This window comes from Dokdonella sp., from assembly GCF_036518555.1.
GTDB lineage: Bacteria > Pseudomonadota > Gammaproteobacteria > Xanthomonadales > Rhodanobacteraceae > Dokdonella_A.
Window position 1 is genome coordinate 17,386 of sequence record NZ_DATDMY010000022.1, and the last position, 26,911, is coordinate 44,296.

25 protein-coding genes and 1 tRNA gene are annotated in these 26,911 nt (G+C 70.5%); 11 read left to right on the forward strand and 15 right to left on the reverse strand.

What is annotated here, in order from left to right; translation table 11 throughout:
- The first annotated feature begins 1,244 nt into the window (after window positions 1-1,244).
- A complete protein-coding gene (locus VI238_RS01395) occupies window positions 1,245-1,997 on the forward strand; it encodes a type II toxin-antitoxin system RelE/ParE family toxin (RefSeq protein WP_331647657.1) in 753 nt (250 codons plus the stop codon).
- A gap of 904 nt (window positions 1,998-2,901) precedes the next feature.
- Here VI238_RS01395 and VI238_RS01400 read toward each other — a convergent pair.
- Both VI238_RS01400 and VI238_RS01405 read right to left on the reverse strand, forming a co-directional pair.
- Window positions 2,902-3,324 (reverse strand): glutaredoxin family protein, encoded by a 423-nt coding sequence (locus tag VI238_RS01400; RefSeq protein ID WP_331647659.1) that lies wholly within the window; start codon window positions 3,322-3,324, stop codon window positions 2,902-2,904.
- Between the two features lie 41 nt (window positions 3,325-3,365).
- On the reverse strand, window positions 3,366-3,545 hold the full coding sequence (locus tag VI238_RS01405; protein WP_331647661.1) for a hypothetical protein: 180 nt from the start codon (window positions 3,543-3,545) through the stop codon (window positions 3,366-3,368).
- Window positions 3,546-4,009: 464 nt separating this feature from the next.
- Between VI238_RS01405 and VI238_RS01410 the strand changes: the two genes are divergently transcribed.
- From VI238_RS01410 to VI238_RS01420, 3 genes are all read left to right on the forward strand, one after another.
- Window positions 4,010-4,084: transfer RNA gene (locus VI238_RS01410), tRNA-Val, on the forward strand.
- 355 nt (window positions 4,085-4,439) lie between these two features.
- Window positions 4,440-5,033, forward strand: a complete 594-nt coding sequence (locus VI238_RS01415; RefSeq protein WP_331647663.1) for a choice-of-anchor Q domain-containing protein — start codon at window positions 4,440-4,442, stop codon at window positions 5,031-5,033.
- 30 nt (window positions 5,034-5,063) lie between these two features.
- Window positions 5,064-5,594, forward strand: coding sequence for an SCE4755 family polysaccharide monooxygenase-like protein (locus VI238_RS01420; protein ID WP_331647665.1), 531 nt, complete (start codon window positions 5,064-5,066; stop codon window positions 5,592-5,594).
- 91 nt (window positions 5,595-5,685) lie between these two features.
- Here VI238_RS01420 and VI238_RS01425 read toward each other — a convergent pair whose 3' ends face one another.
- Together VI238_RS01425 and VI238_RS01430 are read right to left on the reverse strand one after the other, a co-directional pair.
- Window positions 5,686-7,329 carry a glycosyltransferase family 39 protein gene (locus tag VI238_RS01425; protein ID WP_331647667.1) on the reverse strand — a complete coding sequence of 548 codons (1,644 nt, stop codon included), beginning with the start codon at window positions 7,327-7,329 and terminating at the stop codon, window positions 5,686-5,688.
- Between the two features lie 32 nt (window positions 7,330-7,361).
- The gene (locus tag VI238_RS01430) at window positions 7,362-7,523 is read right to left on the reverse strand and encodes a hypothetical protein (RefSeq protein WP_331647669.1); all 162 of its coding nucleotides are present in this window, start codon (window positions 7,521-7,523) and stop codon (window positions 7,362-7,364) included.
- A gap of 363 nt (window positions 7,524-7,886) precedes the next feature.
- Between VI238_RS01430 and VI238_RS01435 the strand changes: the two genes are divergently transcribed.
- Entirely contained in the window at window positions 7,887-8,219 is a 333-nt protein-coding gene (locus VI238_RS01435; protein WP_331647671.1) for a hypothetical protein, read from the forward strand.
- A gap of 178 nt (window positions 8,220-8,397) precedes the next feature.
- Here the strand turns inward: VI238_RS01435 and VI238_RS01440 are convergent, their stop codons facing one another.
- Window positions 8,398-8,754 carry a hypothetical protein gene (locus tag VI238_RS01440; protein ID WP_331647673.1) on the reverse strand — a complete coding sequence of 119 codons (357 nt, stop codon included), beginning with the start codon at window positions 8,752-8,754 and terminating at the stop codon, window positions 8,398-8,400.
- 670 nt (window positions 8,755-9,424) lie between these two features.
- On the opposite strand from VI238_RS01440, the gene bla reads away from it, so the two are divergent.
- Window positions 9,425-10,270, forward strand: a complete 846-nt coding sequence (gene bla, locus VI238_RS01445; protein ID WP_331647675.1) for a subclass B3 metallo-beta-lactamase — start codon at window positions 9,425-9,427, stop codon at window positions 10,268-10,270.
- A gap of 78 nt (window positions 10,271-10,348) precedes the next feature.
- On the opposite strand, the gene VI238_RS01450 is transcribed toward bla, so the two are convergent.
- From VI238_RS01450 to VI238_RS01460, 3 genes are all read right to left on the reverse strand, one after another.
- A complete protein-coding gene (locus VI238_RS01450; RefSeq protein WP_331647677.1) occupies window positions 10,349-11,767 on the reverse strand; it encodes a DUF1501 domain-containing protein in 1,419 nt (472 codons plus the stop codon).
- Between the two features lie 10 nt (window positions 11,768-11,777).
- Window positions 11,778-13,478 (reverse strand): DUF1800 domain-containing protein, encoded by a 1,701-nt coding sequence (locus tag VI238_RS01455; RefSeq protein ID WP_331647680.1) that lies wholly within the window; start codon window positions 13,476-13,478, stop codon window positions 11,778-11,780.
- A 163-nt stretch (window positions 13,479-13,641) separates the two neighbouring features.
- The gene (locus VI238_RS01460; RefSeq protein ID WP_331647682.1) at window positions 13,642-14,352 is read right to left on the reverse strand and encodes a hypothetical protein; all 711 of its coding nucleotides are present in this window, start codon (window positions 14,350-14,352) and stop codon (window positions 13,642-13,644) included.
- A 169-nt stretch (window positions 14,353-14,521) separates the two neighbouring features.
- On the opposite strand from VI238_RS01460, the gene VI238_RS01465 reads away from it, so the two are divergent.
- On the forward strand, window positions 14,522-15,442 hold the full coding sequence (locus tag VI238_RS01465) for a M23 family metallopeptidase (protein ID WP_331647684.1): 921 nt from the start codon (window positions 14,522-14,524) through the stop codon (window positions 15,440-15,442).
- A 19-nt stretch (window positions 15,443-15,461) separates the two neighbouring features.
- On the opposite strand, the gene VI238_RS01470 is transcribed toward VI238_RS01465, so the two are convergent.
- The 4 genes from VI238_RS01470 to VI238_RS01485 all read right to left on the reverse strand — a co-directional run bounded on the left by VI238_RS01470 (window position 15,462) and on the right by VI238_RS01485 (window position 19,324).
- Window positions 15,462-16,502: a glycosyltransferase family 2 protein gene (locus VI238_RS01470; protein WP_331647686.1), complete on the reverse strand. Its 1,041-nt coding sequence runs from the start codon at window positions 16,500-16,502 to the stop codon at window positions 15,462-15,464.
- Between the two features lie 47 nt (window positions 16,503-16,549).
- On the reverse strand, window positions 16,550-17,119 hold the full coding sequence (locus tag VI238_RS01475; protein WP_331647688.1) for a nitroreductase: 570 nt from the start codon (window positions 17,117-17,119) through the stop codon (window positions 16,550-16,552).
- 202 nt (window positions 17,120-17,321) lie between these two features.
- Window positions 17,322-19,010 (reverse strand): hypothetical protein, encoded by a 1,689-nt coding sequence (locus VI238_RS01480; protein WP_331647690.1) that lies wholly within the window; start codon window positions 19,008-19,010, stop codon window positions 17,322-17,324.
- Window positions 19,011-19,012: 2 nt separating this feature from the next.
- Window positions 19,013-19,324 carry a hypothetical protein gene (locus VI238_RS01485; RefSeq protein WP_331647694.1) on the reverse strand — a complete coding sequence of 104 codons (312 nt, stop codon included), beginning with the start codon at window positions 19,322-19,324 and terminating at the stop codon, window positions 19,013-19,015.
- 168 nt (window positions 19,325-19,492) lie between these two features.
- On the opposite strand from VI238_RS01485, the gene VI238_RS01490 reads away from it, so the two are divergent.
- From VI238_RS01490 to VI238_RS01505, 4 genes are all read left to right on the forward strand, one after another.
- Window positions 19,493-20,584 (forward strand): alcohol dehydrogenase catalytic domain-containing protein, encoded by a 1,092-nt coding sequence (locus tag VI238_RS01490; protein WP_331647696.1) that lies wholly within the window; start codon window positions 19,493-19,495, stop codon window positions 20,582-20,584.
- Complete coding sequence (locus VI238_RS01495; protein WP_331647698.1) at window positions 20,571-22,409, forward strand: glycoside hydrolase family 15 protein; 1,839 nt, start codon at window positions 20,571-20,573, stop codon at window positions 22,407-22,409. Before VI238_RS01490 ends, VI238_RS01495 begins: the two co-directional genes overlap by 14 nt.
- 263 nt (window positions 22,410-22,672) lie before the next feature.
- Window positions 22,673-22,918, forward strand: a complete 246-nt coding sequence (locus VI238_RS01500) for a hypothetical protein (protein ID WP_331647700.1) — start codon at window positions 22,673-22,675, stop codon at window positions 22,916-22,918.
- A gap of 36 nt (window positions 22,919-22,954) precedes the next feature.
- Complete coding sequence (locus VI238_RS01505) at window positions 22,955-23,266, forward strand: hypothetical protein (protein ID WP_331647702.1); 312 nt, start codon at window positions 22,955-22,957, stop codon at window positions 23,264-23,266.
- 82 nt (window positions 23,267-23,348) lie between these two features.
- On the opposite strand, the gene VI238_RS01510 is transcribed toward VI238_RS01505, so the two are convergent.
- From VI238_RS01510 to VI238_RS01520, 3 genes are all read right to left on the reverse strand, one after another.
- Window positions 23,349-23,696, reverse strand: coding sequence for a hypothetical protein (locus VI238_RS01510; RefSeq protein ID WP_331647704.1), 348 nt, complete (start codon window positions 23,694-23,696; stop codon window positions 23,349-23,351).
- Between the two features lie 305 nt (window positions 23,697-24,001).
- The gene (locus VI238_RS01515) at window positions 24,002-25,441 is read right to left on the reverse strand and encodes a hypothetical protein (RefSeq protein ID WP_331647707.1); all 1,440 of its coding nucleotides are present in this window, start codon (window positions 25,439-25,441) and stop codon (window positions 24,002-24,004) included.
- Window positions 25,442-25,721: 280 nt separating this feature from the next.
- Entirely contained in the window at window positions 25,722-26,897 is a 1,176-nt protein-coding gene (locus tag VI238_RS01520; protein ID WP_331647709.1) for a right-handed parallel beta-helix repeat-containing protein, read from the reverse strand.
- Between the last annotated feature and the right edge of the window lie 14 nt (window positions 26,898-26,911).

Below are 26,911 nucleotides of genomic sequence, written 5' to 3' on the forward strand. Positions count from 1 at the left end.
ATCGCGACTGGCGATAACGGGGAGGAAGTCCCGCAGGTTCCCGGTGTCCTCGTCTACGGGGCAACGTCGACCGAAGCGATGTCGCGCGCAGAAGTGCTGGCGCTGCGGGTTCTAGCCGAGCGCATCGAGAATGGCGAAGCCGCTCCCGTGCCCATTCATTGCGTCCTGCCCGCCGCGGCGTGAGTCACTGGCCGTCGGTTCGTGCCCGCGTGCTGCTGCAGGCGCTGATGCGACTTGGCTGGCAGGTCAGGCGGCGGACAGGGTCGCATCGCACAACAAAGGGGACGGAGTCGCCGACGATGATCCTGTTCAAGGGCGGCCAGGTGCAGGCGACACAGATGAGTCTCGTCTCGAAGTCACAGCTCACCGAAGTGCAGTAGGGCGGATCAAGGCGCGAAGCGCCGGATCCGCCGCTGGCGCGGCTTGATCCGGCCTACTTCGCGCGCTGTGAGCTGCGGCTCGCCGGCTCGCGCGCCCCTTTTTCTCCTCTTGGGACCAAGACGGCTCGACCGAGGACCGGTGCCGCTCCACCTCAAGAGCAGGCCTCCTCCTCGGAGGACCTGAGCTGCTCCTCGGAGGACGAACGCTGCTCCTCCGAGGAGCAACGTCCCTCCTCGGAGGACCCACCTTGCTCCTCCGAGGAGCAGCACTGCTCCAGGCGAGGAGCCGCTTCGCTCCGCCAAGGACCGGCTCTCCTCCACGGAGGATCGACACGCCTCCTCCGAGGACCGGCACAGCGCCTGGGGAGGCGCAGCGTTGCTCCTCGGAGGATCAGTGCTCCTCCTCGGAGGCGCAACGCGTCGGTGAGGGCGGCCGTGAAGGGCGAACACATTGACGCCCGCGCAGCGCGCGCTGGTCCGCGCGCACGACGGCGAATGACACCGGACTGACAGGTAGGGCATGGTTCGATCGTCGAACGCGGCCGCCGGCGTTCCGCGTTCGAGACGTCATCGCACGAAACTTTCCGCTCGATGCCGTGTCGTATCCCGCTCGAACGCGCCATGATGCGTGCGATCGTCGTTCCCGTGCGTCGTTGCATGCCATGGGCCCCGAGCTGGCGCTCGTCGCGGATTCAACGATCCCGGCCCCTCCCGTTCCCACCGGTTTCCCGACCCCGCTGCTGGACGAATCATGAAAGCCCGCCGCGTCCATCCCTCCACGGCGGCATGAACAGGACGTCGCGCCAGGCCACCCACGGGCCTCGAGACCGGACCGATCGCGTGCACCGCGGGATGGCAGCGCTGGTGTCGGTGCTGCTGCATGGGCTGCTCGTCATGGTCATGATGCGCGATCCCCCGATCACGATGGCCACGCAGCAGGCCGAATCGGGCGGCAGCGCAATGAGTGTGACGCTCATCGACCCGACGCTCCCGCCGTCGCCCGCCGAGCCCGTGCCACCGCCCCACACGCGCGCACGCCCCAAGAAGCCCAAGGCGCCGCGCCGACCGCCCACGCCCGTCGAGCAGGCCACCGTTCCCATGCCTGCCGAGATGGCGGACACCGCGGAGTCCACGAACGCATCGCCGGACACGGCGCCCGAGCCGACCGAATCGGCGCGCGAGACTGCGAAGGTCGCTCGTCCTCCGCACGTATGGGGACAACCGCCTGGCATGGATGCCAACGCCGTCGCGAGTGCCGCATTGGCCGCCAAGCTCGGCAGCACCCGTGGGCGGGGCAACACCAACGCGCCGCCGCCCGTCGGGCCCGACATGGCCGTGGATGGATTCCAGGTGTACTACGAGCTGGCCAACGAAACCCGTTTGCGCGCCTGGCGCGCGCAAGGCATGACGGAACTCTTCCTTCCGATGCCCGGCTCGCTGCGGCTGATGGTCTGCCCGCTCGAGGTCGCCCTGCGACGCGGCTCCAGCGCGTGTCGCATGGTCGAACCGGATTCACCGCAACTCAAGGTCATCGGCGACGCACGCGACGTCATCAGCATCCAGCGCGTCTACCAACTCGGCGACCTCGTCTGGAGCGGACCGGGTCCGTACCGGTAGGCAGAAATCGCACCGGTGTCATTATCAAAGGGGACGGAGTAGTTTTCCGTTCGAATTCGTGCCGTGTGAGCTCTGATCCGTGACCAGCCCGAACGTCTTCACCAGCACCGACTCCACCATCACCACCGACGTCCTGCAGTCGCCGACGCCCGTGCTCGTCGACTTCTGGGGCGAAGGGTCGGGCCGTGCAAGGCGCTCGCGCCGATGCCCGCGCAGCTCGCGGGCGACGACGGTCGTCGGGTGAAGGTCGCCAAGCTCGAGATCGAGGACAGCCCGAAGACCGCCTTCGCCTGGGGGCCTGCATCTCCGGATTGAAGACGGACGTCTGCAATCACGGGTACGCATCGATGGATGCGGTGGGACTCGCGGCGGTGCGGTTCGCAATCATCCACGGTGTTCGTGCCGCTGCGTCCCACCCTACGGTTCTCTCTCGATCGCGGGTACGCTCGAGGTTGCGGCGGGACTCGCGGTCGTGCGTCTCGCGATCATCCACGGTGCTCGTGCCGCTGCGTCCCACCCTACCGTTCTCTGTCGATCGCGGGTACGCATCGATGGATGCGGCGGGACTCGCGGTCGTGCTTCTCGCGATCATCCACGGTGCTCGTGCCGCTGCGTCCCACCCTGCGGTTCTCTGTCGATCGCGGGTACGCTCGAGGGGTGCGGCGGGACTTGCGGTCGTGCGTCTCGCGATCATCCACGGTGTTCGTGCCGCTGCGTCCCACCCTACGGTGCTCTGTCGATGGCGGGTACGTTCGAGGGGTGCGGTCGCGGCGGTGGCGGCATCCACACGCAGGAATCGCGCGGTGGGCAGTGGAGCGTGCGTCGCGACATCGCTCGGCGTGAACGTTCCCGGCTACCGGGCGCGTAACGCGGGGCGGTTCGTACGCCAGTGTGCGCCTGTGCTTCAGCGCGGCGGCACGGGTTGCGCATCGATCGTGCTCAAGTTCGCCAGGCTCTTCCTGCTGAAACCGACGAGCTTATGGTGCGCACTGAGCACGATCGGTACGCCCTGCTCACCGAGTGTGTCGTAGAGCCGCTTCGCTTCGGGCGAGATGTCGATCACGTAGTCGCGGTGGGCGATGCCGTGGTCCGCGAGGTACGCGCGCGTGCGTGCGCACCAGCGGCAGGTCGAGGTGGAGAACACGACGAGCGGCGTACCGCTGCCCGCGACGAGGCCCGCGAAGTCGCCGGCCTGCAGCGGGATCTCGTGGTCTGGTCGCAGCGCGTCGAGAAGACGGGGAGCGGCCGTGCCCGCCAGCAGGCCGCCCCCGAGGAACAGCAGGACGATGAGCACGCTTCCGAGGCGGTCGAGCGATGTCCGTATCATGGTTGTGCCTTCACATCGGATCGTCCCGTGTCGTTGCGAGGTTACAGACCGCAGCGGGTCAGGCAGACGTTCAACTGGTGCTGGCACTGCGATTGCGTGCCGCCGTTCGCGATGCACTGGTTCCACACCGCCGTGCAGTTGCACGGGTCACCCGCGAAGGCGACGGCCGCGAACGAAGCACCGAAGACGAACGCACAGAACGAGAGAAGTCGAAGTTTCATGGGTCACCTATTCGAAGGAAGCGTCAAGTGCCAGCCGTGCGCATATCGCCACCACGGCCTCCCGGGGAACGCGCGCACTCCCGGCGCGTGCGACACGCCGTAGCGCACGGCGTGCCGCGACGCCCGACGTCGCGCATCCTTCATCGCAACGCGCAAGAAGCGTCCGCGGCGGGCCATCTGCCCGCGCTTCGCTACATGGCCGCCCTTCGACGACGGCGCGGATGACGGGCTCGGCGCCACCTGCCGACGCACCAAGCGCATGAATCTGCGAATGAATCCAAGGTCGTGGGCACCATCGACACCACCTTCGCCACCGCCGTCCTGCAGTCGCCGACACCGTACGCGTCGGCGACTCGTCAGCGCACGAACGCTCCGCCCGCGGCCTCCGTGATCGGCGCGGGCGCACCACGCTGGGGTCATCGCCGCGCGCTTGCACGGCTGAATGCGTCGCGTCAGACTGGATTCGCGGGGTAGAGCAGTGGCAGCTCGCTAGCTTAACCCGCTGGAGGTCGGTGGTTCGATTCCACTCCCCGCTACCACGGGGTCCAATGCCTGGACCTCGCCCTGGACCTGGAGGTGTTGGGTTATAGCAGTGCCTGTTCCTCTTCCTGCATTGACGGATCTTGGCCTTGTCGGCATGGCGATCGTGGTCTGCTGGGTTGCCATTCGGCACCTGCGCAGCGCGTCGCGCTGAAGCGCCAACCGGGGAGGAAGGCGGCGCTCCACGGCGCCGCCTTCCACATGGACGCGCAGGAACACGGTGCGTGTCATTCGTGATGACGGCCGTAGCCGATGAACACCGCGCCACGTGCCCACACCACACGTCCCCACGCTCGAGACATCGGCACTCCTCGAGTACGCAGATGGCGCACGTTGCGCGCGGTTCTCCATCGAATGGCGGCGTCGCAGCCCGACCTTGCGCAATGTGATCCTGTGGGGCGACACCTTCGACCCGCGCGGCGATGGACCCGAAATCTACAGCAACGTTTCCTTCGGCGGCACCGCCGAGGTGGTGATGGACCACTGCATCGTCGAGGGGGAGATGCGGCGAGCGACCGTTCGGATGGCAGCACCAGCACCGCATTCGACACCGGCGCCGGCAACCTCGACGCCGATCCGTTGCTCGGCGCGCCCGGCGACAACGGCGGCGTCACGCCGACGATGCCGCCTGCCGCAGGCAGCGCCGCGATCGACGCAGGCAGCGACACCGACGGCCCCGCGACCGATCCATGGTTGCGCCCTCGCGCTACCGTCACGACGCGCGTAGGCGGCGCGCCTTGTACATCGACGCGACCGGGCAATGCCGTCCTCCTGACGATGGTCGTTCCCTTCGATGCGCGTTGCGCCGCGGTCCGCGTGACGGGACGAAGATGGACGTCGAGAGCGGCGTGCACCGCACTCGCTGTCGACCGCTGCGCGCACCCCCGCTTCCCATGGTCGCCGCCCGGGTGTAGCGTGCGGCGCTCCGGCCGTCGGCACAGGGGATGAACGATGCGATGCGGTCCTTTCGCTGCAAGCGTGGCCCTGTTCGCCGCACCTACGATCGCGAGCGCGCACTTCGATCTCGTCTCGCCGACGTCGCGTTACGAGACCACATTATTCGGACGGCCGTGCGGCCAGGACCCGGATACCGGTCGCGCGAACGTGACGACGTTGTCGGCAGGATCGACGATCACCGTGCGATGGACCAGCACGATCACCCATCCCGGGCACTATCGGATCAGCTTCGACGCCGACGGCCAGGACTTCTCGGTGCCCGGTGCACCGGACGACTTCTACTCCGATCCCAACGTCGTCGCGGACGACATCGCGAGCGTTGGCGAGACGGACAGGACGATTGCGCTCACGTTGCCGGATATCGAGTGCGACAACTGCACGATCCAGTTGCTGCAGGTCCTCACCGACCACCTGCCGTACACGACCGACGTCAACACCAACGACCTGCATTGGCAGTGTGCGGACGTCGTCCTCGTGCGAGACGGCATCTTCGCGCACGGCTTCGAAGCGGCAATGGCGACCATCGCGGGGCCCGACGCCATCGAGGGATGAGCGCTCGCGCCGTTCATGGCCACCGCGCGACCGCGCCTGTGGGTGCGACGTTCGTCGTCGTGGCAGGACGGTCGATGCGGCCCACGTCGGATCATGGGCTCGGCGGCAGCGGCGCATCCGCGCTCGCGAGGGCGCTCGGCGCGAAGCCGCGTTCGACCGCCTTGCCCCACACGACGGCCACCGCGCAGTCGGTCTCGGAAACGAACCGATGCGGGCCCGCGGCGAGCTCGCGCGGTCCCGTGAACGCGGTGCCGTCGAGGACGCCGCGCGCGGGCCCGCATGCGCTGACGAGGTCGTAGCGCGACGGCACGGCGATGACGAAGTCGCGTGGCACGCCGGCGCCGGTCGCGTCGAGCCGCTGCCCGAGCACGCGGATCAGCGGTGTCACGGCCAGATAGTTCCGCTCGATGAAGTCGTGCGCGACCTCGGCGAGCCGCTCGCCCGGCTCGAACACGACCGGGGTCCCATGCGCGGCCATGCGCGCCGCGACATCGTCGGGGAGCAGGCCGCGGCGCAGGCGCTCGCGCGTGATGGATTCGAGCGCGTAGTAATACGGGCGATGGCGGAAGATGCTCTGGCCTTTCGCGTCCATGACGTAGTCGTCGGCGTCGGTCAGCCGCAACAGCGCGCGCAACTCGGCGCGATAGTCGCCGACCGACCGACCGTCGGGCGGATAGGTCAGCACCAGCGCGATCACCTCGAGCGCGAGCACCGCCGGCATCACGATGCGGTGCGCGCCCGGCCGCAGGCAGGTCGCCGCGGCCGCACAGGCGAAGATCAGCGCGAGCGGAATGAACGGCAGCAGGTCCTGGTGCGTGTACAGCGGCCAGAAACCGGTGACCGCGATGCCGACGTACGCGCACGTCAGCAGCAGCGTGGCGCGGTGGAGTCCGTCGCGGGTGCGGAGCAGGCGGTGCGCGATCGCCCATGCCGGCAGCAGGAAGGCGGCGGCGATCCACATCCCGGCCGCGCCGTGCGACCAACGCCCCAATCCCGGCAGCACGTTGTGGCCGATGATTCCGTACACGAACGCATCCCACGCCCCCTGCGAGGCGAAGAAGACGCAGAACGCGGAGGGAACCAGCGCAAGGCCCGCCGCAGCGGCGAGCGCATGCGGCCACCAGCGACCCGGATGGACGCGCCGACCGGATGCGAGCCCGAAGCATCCCACCGTCGCGAGCGCACCCACGAGGCCGCCGAGCAACAGCACGCTCTTGAGCGACACCGCGAGCATCGCGCCGCCGAGCAGCGCGGCGAGCCCCGCACGGCGCGGCGTCAGCGGCGTCCCGAACGCCACGCACAGCATCGCCATCCACAGCGCCGCCCATGCGACGTCGGGCCGGAACTGGGTCGAGGTGACGAAGAAGACCGGCAGCACCGCGGTCAGCATCGTCGACCACGCCGCGACGCGACGATCGAACAACTGCGCGGCGAGCGTCCACGTGCACGCGAGCACGATCGCGTACCAGGGGATCATGGCCACGCGCATCCAGACGATCGCGCTGTCGTGTTCACCGACGAGCGCGAGCAGGGGCGCGGCGAGCAACTGGAACAGCGGTGCATGGTTGTCGAACACGTCGCGGTAGGGAAGCAGCCCGCGCGTCCACGCCCACACGACGTGCAGGTGCTGCGGTTCGTCGGAGTTCACGCGCAGCGTCGCCGCATAGAGCAGGCGCAGCGCGAGCAGCAGCAGAACCAGCGCGGCGGTGGTGCGGGCCGCGACACGCGCATTCACGGCATCGCGCGGGCGCCCTCGTTGAAGGTAGGTCATTGACGTCGATGGATATCCGTTGTGCGCAGGATCACGCGCCGCGGCGCGCGCGGGCTGATCTGCATCAAGTCGCTGCGGATCGGATCGATCGGTTGCGTGGCGCCCGGTCGTCCCGATGGCTGCAGCGTGGCCAGCATGTTCCGCACGTGCATCGTCATGGACCCGATTCGGGCGCCGGCGTTCCGTCGCCGATGCCGGCGTCGCGAAGCCGGGGTCCGACGGGTGAACGGCCCGTCACGACCGATGGCGTGTCCCTGCGCAGCACGATGGCTGCAGAGACGGGCAGTCGGGGGCGAACGTCGCACGCGGCAGGTCCGGAAGCGTCGTCATTCACGCGCCGGCGGGAATCGGCAGGCGTTCGCTGCCCGCATCGAGCATGCGCTGCTCCCGCGGGGCTGGCGGAACAGGCGCCGTCTCGGGCACGATCGACGCGCCCGACGTCGCGTCGCGCCGATCGCGTCGGTTCGCCCCCGCGACCGACGCCTCACGCCGTTGCTCATTGCCTGTTCGGGAGTGTCCTCATGCTCAATCGCGCCGCCCTCATCGTCCGCCCGCGCCAGCCGTTCCTCGACTGGGCCGCGGCACTCGAACAGGACGGGGTCAATCCCGACCCCGACGGCGAGCAGACCGTCTACCTCATTCCCGAGCCCGACGACAACGAGGAGGCCGAGCGCATCCTGCAGGAGGTCTATCCACACGTCTTCGAGAACGAGCTCGACTCGTGGTGGACCGACGAGTCCGCGTGGCCGCAGGAACGCTCGTTCGCCGTGTTCATGGCATGGTTCGCGGTCGAGATCCACACGGTCATCCACGACCTCGTCGACGACGTCCTCGAGGACGATCTCGACGAATGACCGCGAAGGACGCGGCGCCCGCACGGACGCGGGCCATGCGCGCGCGACGGTCGCGATCCGCGTCCGCATCGGCAACGTGCTGACATCGTCCTCGTGCGCACGAGCACCTTCGCGGACCGCGTTGCGCGGGCGATGCGAACCGGCGACGCGTTCGCGGGTATGACGGAGCGACCGCGCGTCAGCCCTTCGCCGGAATGAACGGGTCGAGGTGGAACACGTATTCGCCGCCCACGTCGGAGCCGACGCTGACGGTGATGCCGATGCCGTCGGCGACGATCGCGTAGATGCCGTCGAAGCCGAGGCGCACGCTGACGGCAGCCGTCGTGCCGAGCGGGATGTCGACGACCTTGAAATCCTTTTCCTGGCCATCGTCCCAGACCGCGACGCGCAGCTGGTCGAAGCCGTTGCCGCGATTCACGCTGCCGGTGTAGCGGCCGCGCACGAGCACGTCGACGCGCGAACGCCCGTCGACGCCGGTTGCGGTCTGGACGCCGGCGACGGTCCAGGTCGGTGCTGCGTTCGGCTCGTTCGGCATGATCGTAGGTCCGTGCAAGCGGGTCGTTCCGCGCGATCGGGCGACATCGCGACGGTATCGCCATCATCGTACGTTGGCAACGCATCCTGCCGATCGCAACGCCTCCGCATCGACGGGGCACGGAGATGCGCGGCGCGCGTGAGGGGCCGTCTTCGACCGTGCCGCGCGCGATCGTCGTGCGGCTGCGCGATCGCACGCGCATGTCCGGAATCGCGCCATTCTCCGATGCCTTCGATGCAGGGACGCGTGGATCGGCGATGCCGCTCCACCGGCACGATGCCTTCTCATGCGCGCAGCGTCCGCATCGATGCGAACGTCGTCCACGTCGGCGCGACCGGTCGCGACAACGGCCCCGGTCGGCTCGGCGACGATCTTCCAACCTGCGCGGATACTCGGCTGGGACTACCTCGCCGAAGTGTTCCCGGCGGCGCCGGCGACCGTCGGCGGACTCTGCGGCGCTTCGCTGTTCGTCGATCCCGACTACGCGCAGTCCATCCTCGGCCGCCCGAACAGCACGGGTACGGTCGCGCACGAAGGCACCGCGCGGGCGGACGTCGCGACGCGGTGTCGATGGTGGCGCCGTACGGCCTGCCCGCAAATCGCCACAACCGCGGCCGCGCGATGCCGCCTCGGATCGCGATGCTCGTCGGCCCGAATCATGGAGCCGACGATGATCCTGACGTTCATGCTCACCGCCGCGTGGTCGAGCGCGCCGCTCGCGACGAACCGCCCCGCAGACGAAGCGCCGATCCGGTGCCCGCGCTGCGACGACTGGAACGCGCGCGTCGAGCCGTATCGCCTCGCGGACAACACCTGGTATGTCGGCACGAAGGGACTCGCTTCGGTGCTCGTCGTCGACGCGGACGGCCTCGTGCTCATCGACGGCGGGTTGCCGCAATCGGCGACGATCATCCTCGACAACGTGCGCAAGGCGGGCTTCGATCCGGCGAAGATCCGCTGGATCCTCGATTCGCACGCGCACTACGACCACGCGGGCGGCATCGCCGCGATCGCGCGCATCACGGGCGCGCAGGTCGCCGCCGGGCGCAACGGCGTGATCGGGCTCACGCAGGGACGCAATCATCCGGACGATCCGCAGGCCGGCTTCGGCGACGCGGCACGCTTCCCGTCGGTGAGCCGGGTGCGTGCGGTCGATGACGGCGACACGATCACGGTCGGCCACACGACGATCACCGCGGTCGCTTCACCCGGGCACGCACCGGGCGGCATGAGCTGGCGCTGGACCTCGTGCCACGATGGGGTCTGTCGCGCTGTCGTCTACCTCGACAGCCTCAATCCCGTATCGACCGACGACTACCGCTTCACCGACCATCCGGATGTCGTGAACGCACTGCGCGCGACGATCGATCGCATCGCGGCGCTGCCGTGCGACGTCGCGATGGCCGCTCACCCCGACCAGCTGCCCGCAGCGACGGCGACGGCGACATCCTGCAAGGCGTACGCCGAAGCGGCGAGCGAGCGTCTACGCAAGCGCCTCGAGAGCGAACGCCATTAGCGGCGGGAGCCGCGCCGGCGGCGGCGCGCCATCGCGCGCGAGGGTTTCGCGCGCAACGCGCCCGCCGCCGTCCCACGATCATGCCTGCATGAAACCGAGATCACCCTGCGCGAACGCGTGCAGGTTCGGGAAGATCGTGTCGAGCGCGGTCGCGTCGCTCACGCCGAACCAGCGCGCAAGCGTCGCGCCGTACTGGTCGACCGCGATGCGCGGGAGCAGGTGGCCGTCCCAGGTGAAGTCGGCGCTCGCGGGCGCGAGGTCGGGCATCGATCCGAAGATGCGTCCGCCGCGTACGCCGCCGCCGAGCACGAACAGGTGGTTGCCCCAGCTGTGGTCGGAACCGTCGCCGTTGCTCGTCAGCGAACGGCCGAACTCGCTCGCGACGAACGTGGTCACCGAGGTGTCGACGCCGAGCTCGCGCGTCGCCGCGTCGAACGCGGCGAGCGCGCGCGACAGGCCGGCGAGCAGCTGCGGCTGGTCGGCCATCTGCGCGTCGTGCGTGTCGAAGCCGCCGAGCGTGCAGAAGAACACCTGGCGACGATGGTGCAGGCTCGTGCGCGCGGCGATGAGTTCGGCGGCGCGCCTGAGCTGGCTGCCGAGCGCGAACGCAAAACGGTCGGCGGCCGGTGCGCCTTCGACGGGCGCGGGCGGGAACGGTGTCGCGAGCGGCGCGATGCCGCCGAGCGCGTCGGCGAGCGTCGCATAGTCGCCGATCGCGCGCAGCGTCGTGCGCCGGTACTCGTCGGCGAGCGCGTTCGCCTGCGGTGTCGCGAGGAAGGCCTCGAACGCGGCCGCGGCGTCGGGGTCGCGGCAGCGGATCGCGCGGATCTCGCCGCTGTCGACGCCGATCGACTGCACGTCGTGTCCGGTCTGGAACGCGTTGGTGCCCGCGAGCGACAGGTTCATCGACAGGGTCGCGCCCGCGTTGTAGTCCGCGTGCACGAGGTCGGCAAGGCGTCCGCCCCAGCCCGAAGCCGGCGTCGGGTCCGCGCTCGAGCGCACGGCGAGGTTCTGCCAGAAATCCTGCTGGTCGTTGTGCGAGAACAGTTGCGGCGGCAGTGGCACGCTGCCGTTCTGGTGCTCCTCGCGCGTGACCGGCTGCAGCAGCGCGCCGACGCTGCCGAGGATCGCGAGCCGGCCCTCGCCGAACAGGTTCGCCATCTCGGGCATCGCCGGGTGCAGGCCGACCGCGTAGCCGTTCCAGCCCTGCGGCGACAGCGGCAGCAGCGACGCCTGCGGCAGGGTGAGGCCGCGCCGGCGCTGCGCATACAGCGCGTACTCGCTGCCGCGCGGCACGACGAGGTTGTGGCCGTCGTTGCCGCCGAGCAGGAACACGCAGACGAGCGCCTTGTAGTCGTCGCCCGCGGGCGCGGCCCAGGCGCGGTTGAGCAGCGCGAGGCTCGCGGGCGCGCCGAAGAATCCGTAGCCGCCCGCGAGCGCGGCGAGGCTGTTGCGCAGGAAGCGGCGGCGTGCGCCGCGACGGGGATCGTGGGGCATGACGGGCTCCTTAGCGCTGCGTCGCGTAGTCGGGGGAGGTGGCGATGAGGTAGACCGCGTTCTGCACGCGCGCGAGCGTGTCGGCCGCGGGAATCGCGGCGAGGCGAGCCGCGACGAGCTGGCGCAGCGCGGGCGACATGCCGCCGCCGAGTAGCAGCTCGTCGAGTCGCGCGACCAGCGCAGCGGTGCCGGCCGTCGCGAGCCACGTGCGCCAACGCTCGAGGTGCAGCACGCGCACACCGGGGTCCAGTTCCTCCAGTTCGCCGCCGGCGTAGCCGTAGAACACGCGGCCGTCGACGTCGTTGGCGAGGCGGATCGCGTAGTTGGCGGGGACGATCTGCAGCTCCGGCGCGACGAGGCCTGCGCCCGCGAGCGCGCCCGGCGGCGAATGGCGCGGCGAGAAGAAGTTGAACACCGACAGCGAGTACAGCGGCGACTGGTTGAACGACTCGTGGATCTCGCGGTCGTCGGGGAACAGGACGTCGCTCCGCCACGTTGCGTCGAACGCGCGCCACAATGCGGTCAGGCGCAGCAGCGGTTCGCGCACCTTGCCGAACGTCGCCGGCGCGAGCCGGTGGCCGATGCGCGCTTCCGGGTCGAGCAGGATCGCGCGCACGACCGCGCCGAGGTTGCCGCGCACGCCATGGCCGTCGTCGGCGAATACCGCGGCGACGCGCGCGACGTACGCGGGCGACGGGTTGCTCGTGACGAGGCGCTGGATGAGCTGGCGGCCGAGGAACGGGCCGACGTTCGGATGCTGCGCGAGCGCATCGAGCGCGGCGGCGAGATCGCTGCGCGCGTCGTGGCCGGCGCCGAGCACGATGCCGTCGAACAGGCGCTTCTCGTCGCGGTCGTGGTACGCCTCGTACGGCACCATCGCGTGCTCGGTGCTGCAGGTGAACGGCTCGACCACGAACGGATCCGTGCTGCAGTCCTGGCCCGCCGCGCAGTGGCAGGCCCAGCCGGTGAACACGCGGGCGAGCGCACGCACGACGCTGCCGTCGTAGGTCGGCACGGTCGTGCCCCCGGCCAGCACCGGCGTGCCGTCGGGCTGTAGCTTGACGAGCCCGATCGAGAACAGTTGCATCACTTCGCGCGCATAGTTCTCGTCGGCCTGGATGTTGTTGGCCGGGTCGGGCTTGCGGTTGCGGTACATGCTGAGGTAGCGGCCCATCGCCGGCGAGAGCGTGACGTCCTCGAGCAGCTGCCGATAGGTCGCGAACGCATCGCGCACGAGGATGTCGTGGTACGCGCCGAGCGCGAGGCCGTCGTCGCCGAGTGCATTGCCGCGTTCGGACACGACGAGGATCTCGCTCAGCGCGAACGCGACGCGCTGGCGCAACTGATCCGGCGCCGACGCCGCGGCGACGAACCAGGCCTGCCGGTAGCGATGGAACGGCAGGTGCGCGAGCGGGTCGGTGACGCCTTCGGCGCTGCGCATGTACGCCACCGCCGTGGTCGCCGGCAGCGCGACCTGCGCGTCGATCCAGCGGCCGTAGTCGCTCGCGACGAGGTCGTCGATCGCGGCCTCGGTCGGCCCGAACGTCGCCTGGGTGAGGAACCGCGCGGCTTCGCCGCGACTCGCCGGTTGCAGCGAGCCGGCGTCGAAGCCGTCGCGGCGGATGAGGTCGTAGTCGATCGCGGTGCCCGCGCTGGCGAGCGTCGAGAATGCGAACAGCGCGGCGAGCGCGCCCGATCGTGCAATACGCATGCAGCCCCCTGTGCGTGGATGCGGCCGCACGAGGGCGAGGTCGTCGCGCTCGCGTGCCGTCGGGAACGCATACGCGCGGCGACGCGCGATCCCATCGCGTGCGTCGACGAAGCGAACGCGACGTGCGCCGGGCCGTTGCCCGTGGTTCGCGGGATCGCGCCGGTCAGCCCGGTGCGAGGTCGAAGCCGTCCGCGAACACGACGTCGTCGAACAGCGAGACCGCGACGGTCGTCGTCGTCGTGTCGTCGCCGGCGATCTCGAGCACGGTCGCCGCTTCGGCGACGGTGCCGCCGACGACGAGCGTGCAGCTCGCGCCCGGCGCGAGCGGTGCCGCGCAGGTGCCGAGGTCGACGACGATGGAACTCGCCGGCGGTACGGCGACGGCGAGATTCCGCGCCGGCACCGGCGAGTCGGCCGCGTTGGCGATCGCGATCGCAGCCGTGCTGCCGGTTGCGATCGTGACCGCGGCCGGCGTCGCCTCGATCGTCGCGACCTGCGCGGGCAGCAACGTCACGTGCAGCTGGTCGGCGGCCGCCGGTTGCCAGCATTGCAGCGGGCTGCCGTCGATGCACACCAGCGGGCCGCCGTCGATGTTCCCGGGCATCGCGCTGCCGACGACGTGCAGCGACAGCGCGCACGCTTCATGCGACGCGAGCACGAAGGGATCGGCGCAATGACCGCCCGAGGTGTCGATGTCGATGCCCGGGATCGGCGTCATCGCGAACGTGCGCGTCGCAGCGGACGCATTCGTGACCTGGTAGGCGACGACCGCATCGCCGTTCGCGGTCAGCGCGAGCGTCGTCGGCGTCAGCGGCACGAACGTGACGACCGGTTGCGCGCTCGCCGAGCCGCACGCGAGCACGGTGGCGGCCATGGCGACCCGTGCGCATCGCGACGTCATCGGCTCTTCCCCAGGCCGGCGAAGCCGGCGTTCCACGCGACATTCTTGCATGAGCCACGAATGAACGCGCGTGCGCGCATTCGGCGTCCATTGCACGAAGGCCACCTACCGTGCGCGTCACCTGCCACGAGGGGTCGAACCCATGCGCACGCGCCATCTGTCCGTCGCCGCCGTCGCCGTCCTGTCCGCTGCGTCGATCGCGAGCGCCGCCAACGTCGTCACCGTGCAGCAAGGCGGCGTCGGCCGCTGGACCGGGCTCGCCGCGAAGGAATGCGGCATCTACGGCAAGCGCTACGCCGCGGTCGACGCGGCGTGCTACTACCCGGTCGACATCCGCGCCAAGCGCGGCGCGCACGCGATCGCGCTGTGGGACCAGGACGGTCGCAAGCACGACGGCACGCTGCGCGTGGAGAAAAGCGATTTCCCGGAAGTGCAGATGACCTTGCCCGACTCGCTCGATCGCTTCCTGCACATCGGCGCCGACGACCTCGCGCGCGCGAAGCGCGAGCATGCCGCGGTCGCGAAGGTCCTCGGCGGCACGCTCGATGCACCGTCGTTCTCGCTGCCGCTCGCGGCGCCGACCGCGAGCCTGCCGAAGAGCGAAGACGATTTCGGCAGCGTGCGCGTGTTCGACGCCGACCACCGCAGCCTGCACAGCGGGCGCGACTATCCGGTGCCGGAAGGCAATACGGTCAAGGCGGTCGCGGACGGCAAGGTCGTGCTGGCGGGCGAGCAGTTCTTCTCCGGCAATTCGGTGTTCGTCGACCACGGCGACGGCCTCGTGAGCATGAACTTCCATCTCTCGTCGATCGCGGTGAAGGACGGCGACGTCGTCAAGCGCGGCGAAGCGCTCGGCCGGATCGGCGCGACCGGGCGTGCGACGGGCCCGCACCTGCACCTCGGCGTGCGCTGGCTCGGCAAGCGCATCGATCCCGCGCTGCTGCTCGCGTCGCCGGACGCATTGCCGTCGGTCGCGGACTCGCCGGCCGAAGCTCAGCACAAGATCGACCAGGCCGAATCGCGCGAGCCGCCCGAGCAGGACGACCTCGACGACGAAGGCTGACGTTCGGCGAGGTCGCCGGTCAGCGATGGCGCAAGGTCGACCAGCGTCGCGCCGCCACCGCCTGGTCGTCCGGCGCGCGCCACGCCTCGATGCTCCCCTGCGCGAGCCGGACCAGGCTCTTCAGCGGCTGGTGCAGGCGGCGCATCGAGCACAGCAGGTAGGCGCGCGCCGCGCGCGGATGATGGCGCTCCTGCAGGCAGCGCCCGAGCCAGTAGTCGGCGGCCGCCTGCGCGCGCGCGAGAGTGCGTGGCGAAGGGCGCGCACCTTCGAACCCGCGCACGCCCTGCAGCACCTGATGGTGCATCGTCGCGAGCCGCCACGGCGAGGCGAGTCGGCTCAGCTGGTCGCCGCGCGAGAGCTGCCGCAGGAAGCCCGGCGCATCGACGTAACCGCCGGGCCCGAGCAGGCACAGGCGGGCGGCGAATTCCCAGTCCTCGAGATAGCGGAAGCGCGGGTTGAACGGCGCCGCCGCGCACGCGGCCGGGCGACGGATCGCCAGTCCCGACAGGTAGAACAGGTCGCCGAACAGGATCGCGGGCGAGCAGTCGCCGATCCGCAACGTGTGCGCCACGCCGTTCGCGCGCGCACGGATCGCGAGCGCTTCGAAGCGATCGGCCTCGAAGCCGCCGCGGTTCCAACCCGGATTGTTGCGCACGACGTGGTGGCGCACGTCGTCGGGCCGGTCGATCGGACAGGCATCGCCCTCGAGCGTCACGAACTGCAGGTCGGGCGCGGCGCCGAACGCCGCATACGCGAGCCGCAATGCGTCGGGCAGCAGCACGTCGTCGGAGTCGAGGAACACCACGTAGTCGCCGCGTGCGGCTGCGAGCCCCGCGTTGCGCGCCCCGGATGGGCCTTCGTTGCGCTCGAGTCGCACGACGCGCACGCGCGGTTCGTCGCGGTAGCGTGCATCGAGCGTCTCCACGGTGCCGTCGGTCGACGCGTCGTCGACGACGATGACGTCGAGGGGTTCGCCCGTGTCGGCGGCGAGCACGCTGTCGACCGCGCGCACGACGATCGACGAGCGGTCGTGGGTCGGGATGATCACGGAGAAACTCATGGTCGACTCCTTGCGCCGCGCGCACTGCAGACGAAGGGGATGGACGATCAGTGCTCGACGCCGAGCCAGCGGATTTCGGCCGCCTTGCGCGGCACCGCGGGCGTCGATCCGGCCGGATGGCCGACGATGATCGGTGCGACCGGCTGGATCGTGAGCGGGACGCGCAGGAAGGCCTTGCCTTCCGTGCTGCGCAGCCAGGACTGCGCGAAGCCGATCCAGCACGTGCCGAGGCCCGCCGCGTGCGCGGCGAGCATGAGGTTCCCGGCGGCGAGCGCGCAGTTCTCGACCGCCCAGGCGTTGTCCGTCGTGCTGCAGATCAGCACGAGCGCGGGCGCACCGTAGAAGATGTCGAACGTGGGATCGTGCAGCGTCAGGTCGAGGTGGTGCGAGAGCAAGCCGGCCGGCGTGTTGGCGAGCATGTGCTCCTTCGCGCGCCGCGAGATGTCCGCGAGCATCGTCGCGTCGCGCACGACGCAGAACACCCACGGCTGCGCGTTCATCGCGCTCGGCGCCTGGATCGCCGCATCGATGAGGTCGCGCAGCGCCGATTCGCCGACCGCCTCGCGCGTGTACGCGCGCACGGCCCGACGGTTGTAGATCGCGTCCTTGAGGTCCATCGCGCCGCGCCCTCGAGGGAGACGGGGCGAGCCTCCGCCGCGCTAGCCCGGCGCGTATTGACCCAGATCAACGAAAGCCTACGGGCAAGGCCGCGGCGCCCGCGGCGACGACGCGGGACGAACGCGCGGCCGGGCCGACTACGTGTTCGAGGCTGCGGCCGGCGCGGCCGCCGGCCGTGCGCGCACGCCGTCGCGCGATCGCTCAGCGATGCACGGGCGAGACGAACAGTGGCGACGGATCGCTCGTGACTTTCGTGTAGATGCTGCCGGTGCCACCCGCGGCGGCGTTGGTGCCGATGTTGCCGCTGTTGCCGCCCGCGCCGCCGGAACCGCCGCCACCGCCGCCGAACGCGGTGTTCGCGTTGGAGTTCGTGCCGCTGCCGGCCGCACCGCCGCTCACGTTGATCGCGCCGTTCGTGATCGTCGGCGCGAGCAAGTTGACCACGCCGCCACCGCCGCCGCCCGAAGGCGCCGAGCCGGTCGCGCCCGCGAGCGCATCGGCGCCCTTGCCGCCGACGGCGCTGATCGTGCCACCGTTGGTGATGCCGGTCTTCGACGCGAGGATGATGACGCCGCCGCCGCCACCGCCGCCGCCGATGCTCGTCGACGGCACCGCCGCGTTGCCGTTCGCGCCGTCCGCGCGGATCGTGCCGGTCGCGCCGATCGTGATCGAGCCGAGCGCGATGATGACGACCGTGCCGCCGCCGCCGGCCGGATTGGGAACGTTGCTGTTCGTGTAGGGGCCGATGCCGCCGCCGGCCGAGCCCGGACTCACGCCGAGGCGCGCGAACAACGGACTGACCGCGGCACCACCGAGGCCGACCGAGTTGTTGCCGAGCGTCGCCGCGCTGCTGCCGATGCCCGCGCCCGCGTTCGTGTTCGGCGCGACGACGAGCTGCCCGGTGATCGAGACGTTGCCGGTCGCACGGATCACGAGCCCGCTCGGCACGGTCAGCATGCCGCTGACCGTGAGGTTCGTGAACTGCAGCGTGCTCGCGGGCGGCGACAGCGTCCAGTCGACCGTGCCGAACGAGCCGATGCCGTCGGAGCCGTCGCCGTAGAGGTTGGCGACGCCTGCGGGGCCCTGCGCTCCGACGGGACCCGTCGCGCCGGTCGCACCCGTTGCACCCGTCGGTCCCTGCACGCCCTGCGGACCCTGGGCGCCCGTCGCGCCTTGCGCGCCGGTCGCACCTTGTGGGCCAATCGGTCCGATCGGGCCCGTCGCGCCCTGCGGACCGGTTGCGCCGATCGGTCCGGCCGGACCTTGCGGGCCGGTCGCGCCGGTCGCGCCTGTCGCACCCTGCGGACCCGCGGGACCGATCGGACCCGCGTCGCCTTGTGGTCCAGCCGGACCCGTGGCTCCGGTCGCGCCCTGCGGACCGGCCGGCCCGATCGCGCCCGTGTCGCCCTGCGCGCCGGCGGGACCGATCGGTCCGGTCGGACCTTCGGGACCCGCCGGACCTGGGGGCCCCGCCGGACCCTCGGGACCCGCGGGCCCCGGGTTCAGCGAATACTGCGCGACCGGCACCGCCGACACCGCCTGGCGCCCTGCGAGCGTTTCCTGGTTCGCGAGCGTGGTGCCGACCTTGATCTCGAGCCAATACTGCGTGCCGTTGAAGACGGGACCGAAATCGAGATCGGTCGTGAACAGCCCGTCGACGACGACGATCGACTGCTGGATCGGCGTCGTGCCGACGACCTGCGCGCCGCCGCTCGCGGCGTCGAACAGCGTGAAGGTGAACAGGTAGCTGCCGTTCGCGAGCGTGCCGCCCGCGTTGAGCTGGCCTTGGTAGGTGAATGCACTCGACTGCGGCGCGAGCGGCGCGGCGACCGCTACGTGCAGGACGCACGCGAGCACGAACGCGAACAGCACAGGCAGGCAACGTGTCATCGTCAGCACCCCTCGAATCCGCTGAAGAACATCTGGTCCGGCGGATTGCCCGCGGCGGACCAGAAACCGGAGATCACTTCGATCGTCGCGCCGCTCGAATAGCCGGGCGCCGCCTCGCCGACGCTGCCTGCCAGGCGGTAGCACGCGCCGCGCAGGCGCGCGCCGCCCGAACCGATGCGGTGAAAGTCGATCGAATACGTCGGCGTGCCGGCGCGACTGTCCGCGACCGGTGACATGGAAAAGGCAGCGAGCGCGACGACGGCGAGGCCGCACGCGAGCAGCCGCGCGCGCCTGCGCGGGCGCGTAGTGGACATGAGCATCGATTCCCCCTGTGGACTCGACTGGCGAGCCGAGTATACGCAGTCCGCGGCATTGCCGTCGTCGCGATCTCGACGCGTGGCCGAGCCCTCGATCGTGAACCGGGAGCGCGGCGCACGTCCCGGATAAGGCGGGATTCACCACGGGTGCGGTAATCGTGTCGCATGCATGCGACCGAACGCCGCCGCCGCGCCGTCACCTTCGTTCCCGGCGTCGCGCGCTCGGCCCGGCTCGAGGTCGTGGCCCCACCCGATCCTGCGGAGGGCGCGCTCGTCGTCGCGATCGACGCGATCGGCGTGTGCGGCACCGACCGCGAGCTGCTCGCGGGTGCGTACGGCACAGCGCCGGCCGGGCGCGAGCGCCTGATCATCGGCCACGAATCGCTCGGGCACGTGCTCGAAGCGCCCGCCGACAGCGGGTTCGCGCCGGGCGATGCGGTCGCGGGCATCGTGCGACGCCCGGACCCGGTGCCATGCGCGCACTGCGCGATCGGCGAGTGGGACCTGTGCGAGAACGGCGCCTACACCGAGCGCGGCATCAAGGGGCGCGACGGCTATGCGGCACAGATCGTACGCATCGAGCCGGATTTCGCCGTGCGCGTCGATGCGGCGCTCGGCGTCGCAGGCGTGCTGACCGAGCCGGCGAGCGTCGTCGCGAAGGCGTGGGCGGAGATCGAGCGGCTCGCCGCGCGTTCGGCCGCGAGCACGATCCGCGATGTCTGGGTCACGGGCGCGGGGCCGATCGGATTGCTCGCCGCGCTGATGGGCGTGCAGCGCGGCTGCGACGTCGCCGTGTACGACCGCGCGGAAGGCGGTCCGAAGCCCGCGCTCGCGCGCGACCTCGGCGCGCGCTACGCCACGCCTGCGTCACCGCCCGCCGCCGACGCGGCATTCGACGTCGTGATCGAATGCACGGGCGCGGCGTCGGTCATCGTCGAGGCGATCAAGCGCCTGCGCCCGAACGGCATCCTCTGCCTCACGGGCGTGTCGCGCACGGGCACGAAGATCGGCGTCGACGCGGGCGCGATCAACCGCGAGATGGTGCTCGAGAACGCCGTCGTGTTCGGATCGGTGAATGCGCGCCGCACGCATTACGCCGCAGGCGCGAGCGCGCTCGCCGCCGCGGACCGGCACTGGCTGCATCGCCTCGTCACGCGCCGCGTCGGGCTCGACGCGTGGCGCGACGCGTTCGAACCGCAACCCGACGACGTCAAGGTCGTACTCGACTTCGTCGACGCGCGCCATGGCGCGCATTGAGGATTACGGCCTCATCGGCGACTGCGAGACGGCCGCGCTCGTCGGTCGCGACGGATCGATCGACTGGCTCTGCTGGCCGCGCTTCGACAGCGACGCCTGCTTCGCCGCGCTGCTCGGCGGTGCGGACAACGGCCGCTGGCGCATCCATCCGCGCGGTGCGGTCAAGACGCGCACGCGCGCGTATCGCGGTGCGACCCTCGTGCTCGAGACGAGCTGCGAGACGCGCACGGGTCGCGTGACGCTCGTCGATTTCATGCCGCCGCGCGGCGCGTGCGCGGACATCGTGCGCATCGTGCGCGGCGACCGCGGCCACGTGCCGATGGCGATGGACCTCGTCGCGCGCTTCGGCTACGGGGCGCAGGTGCCGTGGGTCGTGCGCCTCGACGACGGCGCCGTGCGCGCGATCGCCGGACCCGACAGCATGACCTTGCGCACGCCGGTCGGCGTGCGCGGCGACGGCGAACGCCTCACGGCCGCGTTCACGGTCGAAGCGGGCGACGCGGTGCCGTTCGTGCTCACCTACGCGCGTTCGCACGAGCCGCCGCCGCGGCCGATCGATCCGCACGTCGCGCTCGAGCAGACCGAAGCGTTCTGGACGCGATGGATCGCGCGCTTCGAAGGCAAGGGTCCGTGGGGAAAGGACATCCGGCGCTCGCTGATCACGCTCAAGGCGCTCACGTACGCGCCGACCGGCGGCATCGTCGCCGCAGCGACGACGTCGTTGCCGGAGCAGCTCGGCGGCACGCGCAACTGGGACTATCGCTACTGCTGGGTGCGCGACGCGACGCTGTCGCTGCTCGCGATGATGAACGCGGGGTTCTTCGAGGAGGCCGCGGCCTGGCGCGACTGGCTGCTGCGCGCGGTCGCGGGCAATCCACGCCAGATGCAGATCATGTACGGGATCGCGGGCGAGCGTCGGCTCACCGAATGGTCGGTGCCGTGGCTCGCGGGGTACGAGGGCGCGTCGCCGGTACGCATCGGCAACGCCGCGCACGCGCAGCTGCAGCTCGACGTCTACGGCGAGCTCATGGACACGCTCCACCACGCGCGCCGCGGTTCGCTCACGGGCGACGCGTCGAGCTGGGAACTGCAACGCGCGCTGCTCGCGCACCTCGAGACGATCTGGCGCGAACCCGATGCGGGCATCTGGGAAGGGCGCGGCGATCCCGCCGCGTTCACCTATTCGCGCGTGATGGCCTGGGTCGCGTTCGACCGTGCGGTCAAGAGCGTCGAGCGTCTCGGCCTCGAAGGGCCGGTCTCGCGTTGGCGGCGGCTGCGTGCGCGCATCCATCGCGAAGTCTGCAGCAAGGGCTACGATCGCCGTCGCGGCACCTTCGTGCGCGCCTACGGCAGCCGCGACCTCGATGCGAGCCTGCTGCTGATGCCGCAGCTCGGTTTCCTGCCGCCCGACGACCCGCGCATCGCCGGCACGGTTGCTGCGATCGAACGCGACCTCGTGCGCCGCGGGTTCGTGCTGCGCTACGACAGCGCCGCGGCGGACGACGGCTTGCCCGTGGGCGAGGGCGCGTTCCTCGCCTGCAGCTTCTGGCTCGCCGATGCCTACACGATGCTCGGCCGGCATCGCGACGCGAAGCGGCTGTTCGAGCGCCTGCTCGCGATCCGCAACGATCTTGGTCTGTTGTCCGAAGAGTACGACGTCGACGCAGGGCGGCTCGTCGGCAACTTCCCGCAGGCGTTCTCGCACATCGCGCTCGTCAATACCGCGCTCAACCTCCGGCGCATCGCGCCGCCGGCCGAGCAGCGCGCGGACCGCTCGGGCGAACGCGTCGACGACGGCGCGCGGCGCTCGTCGCCGGCGCACTGAGGGTCGGGGCGAGAAGGCATCCCGCTTCTGCGCGGATAGGCTTCGCGGTCGCGGGAAAGCCATGCGGCCACGGCGTCATGGCGTGTGGGCGTCGGCGCAGGCCGGTGCGGCGAGAGCGCGCCGATCGCGACGCGGACGCATCGCGAATGCTCCGCGCGCGCAGAGGTGTCACTCCGTCCGGCCGCCGGTCCGGCGGCTCGCGATGCCTCGCAACGCGGCGCCGCATCGTTCATCTCGCTGCGCGGGCACGAGCGCTGGGTCCGATGGGGGCGGCACGCGCGTCGTCGCGGCCTGCGACCGAACAACGCAGGTGCGGCGTCGGCCTCGAACGCGAAGGGTTTCGCAAGGGCCAGCTCGCGGTTGCGATCGGCATGCTCTACGTCGATCCCGTGGATCCCGAGGTCACGTCCAGCTGGGGCGGCATCTATGTCACGGCGCCGACCGACATCATCTTCCGCGATGACTTCGAACTCCCGGTCGTGGGCGCGGCCGGCGAGTCCATGCACTGATCGATCCGTTCCGCCACCCACGCATGGGAGTCCGATATGAAGACGCTCTCGATCCTGCTCGCCGGTGCCGCCGTTCTTGCGGCAGGCTCCACATCGGCGCAACCGGCCGCGACGCCCAAGGGCCCTCCGGGCGCGGGCCAGGGCCACGGACGGATGTACGGCTGGTCCTTGATGACGCCGCAGGAGCGCACCGAGCATCAGCAGAAGATGCGCTCGTTCGACGATTACGACGCGTGCACCGCCTACGTCGCCGCGCACCACGCGCTCATGCAGGCGCGCGCGAAGGAGAAGGGCGTCGCGCTGCCGGCCGCGTCGCGCGACGACCGCTGCGCGCATCTCAAGCACTGACGCTTCGCCGGAAGGAGAGGGACGCACGTCGATTCCGGTCGTTCGGCCGGAACCGACATGCCACTGCTTCAAGTCGATGCGGTTACTCTTCCGAGAACTCGATCGGCGTGTCGACGTCCTCGCAGAAGTCCTGCTTGCTCGGCGCGCTCGTGCTGCCGTCGCTGAACTTCGCGCGGATCCACTGCTCGCAGTTCTCGTCGTCGGTGCTGCTGTCCCAGACGAGCGTCTCGGTCTTGCCGGGCGCGATGCCGCGGCCGATGTCGAAATCGCCCCAGTTCTTCTTGTCTTCGGACACCTGCAGCTTCGTGATGCGCGATTCCGTCGCGTTCGTGACCTTGAAATGCCACTGGTCGGCGGCCGCCGCCTGCAATGCGGGCAGCGCGATGGCTGCACACAGCAGCCCGGCCTGGATCGTGTTCCTGGTCGACATGGAGTCCCCTTCTCATGATGAATGCGCTCGCCGGACCGGCGACCGCGCGTGCGCACCCGATCGCGGACGGTCGTCCTTCGGGCACGTGAGGGGAACTCGAGCAAGAAGGGTGCCATGCGGCGTGAAGCCCGCGGGCGAGGGAACGATGTCGTTTCGCGACCCCGTGTGTCGATCCCTGACCGTATCGGCTGCGCGCGACGGGCCGCGTGCGACACGCCGGCCTCCCGCGCGGACAGCATGTGCCTCGCGCAGGCGCGGACGGGCGATGGGCGCGCCGCGGAACGGCCGCGCCGGCGCCACGGGCCTCAGGGGTCGAAACCGTCCACGAAGATCACGTCGCGCACGAGGCGCGTGACGACGTGATCCGAGTCGGGGATCGGGAAGTTGAAGTCCCACAGCCGGAAACCCGCGACGAGCACGCGATCGGCTTCGTCGACGAGCATCGTCGTCGGCCAACCCTGCGGCGTCACGAGCGAGGGGTACTCGATCGACACGGTCGCGGTAGGCCCGTTGCCGGCGGCGTCGAACTGCACGATCGACTGCAGCGTGTCGGGGTTGTACGGATCGGGCGTGATGCCGTTCGACGGCGTCGACACGACGAGATCCCCGTTCGAACGCACGACGAGGTCGGTCGTCTGCAGGTTGATGCCGATGTCCGCGTGGGATACGCCGTCGACGCCGAAGCCGGGCGTGCGCGTGCCGTCCGGCTGCAGCGACACGAGCAGCACGCCGGTGATCGTGTTGGAGAATTCGTCGTCGTGGTTCGCATTGCCGGCGGCGATGATGCGGCCGTCGCCGAGCACCTGCAGCGCGCGCACGCCGAGTTCGTCGCGGGTGACGCCGGCCTGCAGCGCGACGTAGGCGTAGCCGCCGTCGCCGAACGCGCTGTCGATCGCGCCCGTCGCGGGGTCGAGCGCGAGCACGTATGCCTGCGTACCGCGCTCGTCCTGCGCCGAGCCGGCGACGAGCAGGTCGCCGCTTGCGGCGAATGCGGCCGCGTACGCGAAGTCGTAGCCGTCGGTGACGAGATCGGGGTTGAGGACGACCGATCCCGCGAGCGGGCCGCCGCCGTCGCCGAAGCCCGCGTCGAGCGCGCCGGTTGCGGCATCGAGCTTGGCGACGACGATCGCGCTCGAATGCCCGTCGGCGCCGCCGGGATCGGTGTTGCCGACCACGTACAGCGCGCCGTCGCGGTGCAGGATGCGCGCGGCGTCGCTGTTGAAGCCGGGCGCATTGAGCGGCAGCTCGACCGAACCGGAATCGCCGAAGCCTGCGCACGGCGTGCCGTCCGGCATCACGCAGGCGACCGCGACGTCGCCGAAGCCTCCGTCGAGGTAGTGGATGCCGGTGAGGTAGAAGCGACCGTCGACGAGGATCGCGTCGTGGACGAGGTTGATCGCGGTATCGGCGAGCTGCCTGCCGCCGGTGCCGTAGCTCGCGTCGAGCGAGCCGTTCGCGTCGAGCCTGGAAATCGCGACGCGATCGCCGGTCGCATCGGTACGGTGGAAGCCGACCATCCAGGTCGCGCCGCCGTCGGCGGGAATGAGGCGCACTGCCTCGTCCCAGGTGCCCGCGTCGTCGTTGTAGTTGACGACCGTGTAGCCGTTGCTGCCGTAGCCGGCGTCGACCAGCAGATCGCTGCCGATCGAGGTGCCGACGACGTCCGCGCGTGCGGGCGTCGACGTGAACGCGGCCGCGGCGGCGACGATCGCGAGTGGAATGATTGCATCGATGGATTTGCGCATGACGACCTCGTGGTGCCGTGGCGCGCGATCCCCGCCGCGCCGAGGCTCGGGGAGGTGGCGCCGTAAGCCCTCGATCGTTCGACAGTGCGCGAGCGCGTGTCAAACGGATCGCGCGGCGGATTTATGCCATGACACAAATCTGCCCGACCCGCACCCCTGCGGCGCGTCGCTTCCCTCCCGCGCGTGGAAGCGGGCATCGGCTCCGGCGACCGAGGCGCGCGATGTCCGTGTCGTCGGCCTTCGATCCGACGCTCGTCGCGCGGCCTGTGGAAGGTGACCGTCAGCCGTCGAGGCCGTCGGCGAAGATCGCGTCGCCGGCCCACTCGTACGCGCCGACGTCGATCGCACCGACGCTGGCGCGATTCGCGCCCGCGGTCGGGTGCACATAGACGCTCGTCGGTTGCAGCGCTTCGCCGCCGCCGCTGCCGGGGGAAGCCCCCTGGTCGATCACGCTGCCCGCATCGCCGCGCAACCGGTAGTCGTAGTGCGCCGCGTCGACGAAGAGATCGGTGCTGCCCGTGAAATTGTGGTCGAGCGCGCTGCCTGCCTGCGAACTGACCGTGCCGCCGCCGTAGAAGATGTTGTTGCGCACGAGCGCCGCGGTGGTGCCGGCGACCTGCAGGAACGTGCCGTTGCCGCGGTCGTTGACGAACGTGTTGTTGACGACGAAGAGGCGGAAGTCCGTGTTCGCGCCGACGCCCTCGCTGAGGTAGTCGAGCATCGCGCCGTTCTGGGTCGTCGGCGGCTGCTGGACGAGGTTGCCGATCACGTAGGACAGGCCGCCGTTGGGCAGGTTGATCTCGTAGCTCTCGCTGCCCGCTTCGCCGGTGAGGCGGTTGTAGAGGATGTCGTTACGGGCGGCGCGCGACTTCAGCAGGTGGCCGACGACGGCGTCATGCGACCAGTTCCAACGGAACACGAGCCGCGCGACCGCACCGATGTACAGGTTGTGCGACAGGCCGTCGCCGGCGCCGTTGCGCGCGAACTCGCTGTGTTCGATCGTGATCGTGCTCGTGGGGCTCGCACCGGCGAGGATGCCGTTCTCGTTGTCGTGGAAATACGCCTGCCGCACGGTCAGGTTCGCGCCTTCCTGGCGTATGCCGGCGCCGTTCATGCTCGGCACGTGGCAGCCGGACATTTCGACGTTATCGATCGTCGTGTCGTCGCCGGTGATGACCCAGATCGCCTTGCCCTGCGCGCTGGCGCCGTTCGCATCGATGTGCGGCCGTCCGTTCACGCCGCGCAGCGTGAGGCCATCCGTCGCCCATGCACAGACGTCGCCGGCGTAGCTGCCGGCCGCGTCGATGAGGATCGAGTCGCCGGCCGCGGCCACCGCGATCGCCGCGCACGGTGTCGCGTACGCATGGCCGGGTCCGACTTCGAGCGTCGCGGCGCGTGACGCGAGCGGGACGAGGGCGAGGGCGAGGGCCGTCGAGACGGCGAAGGACAGGTGCATGGTCGGCTCCGGTT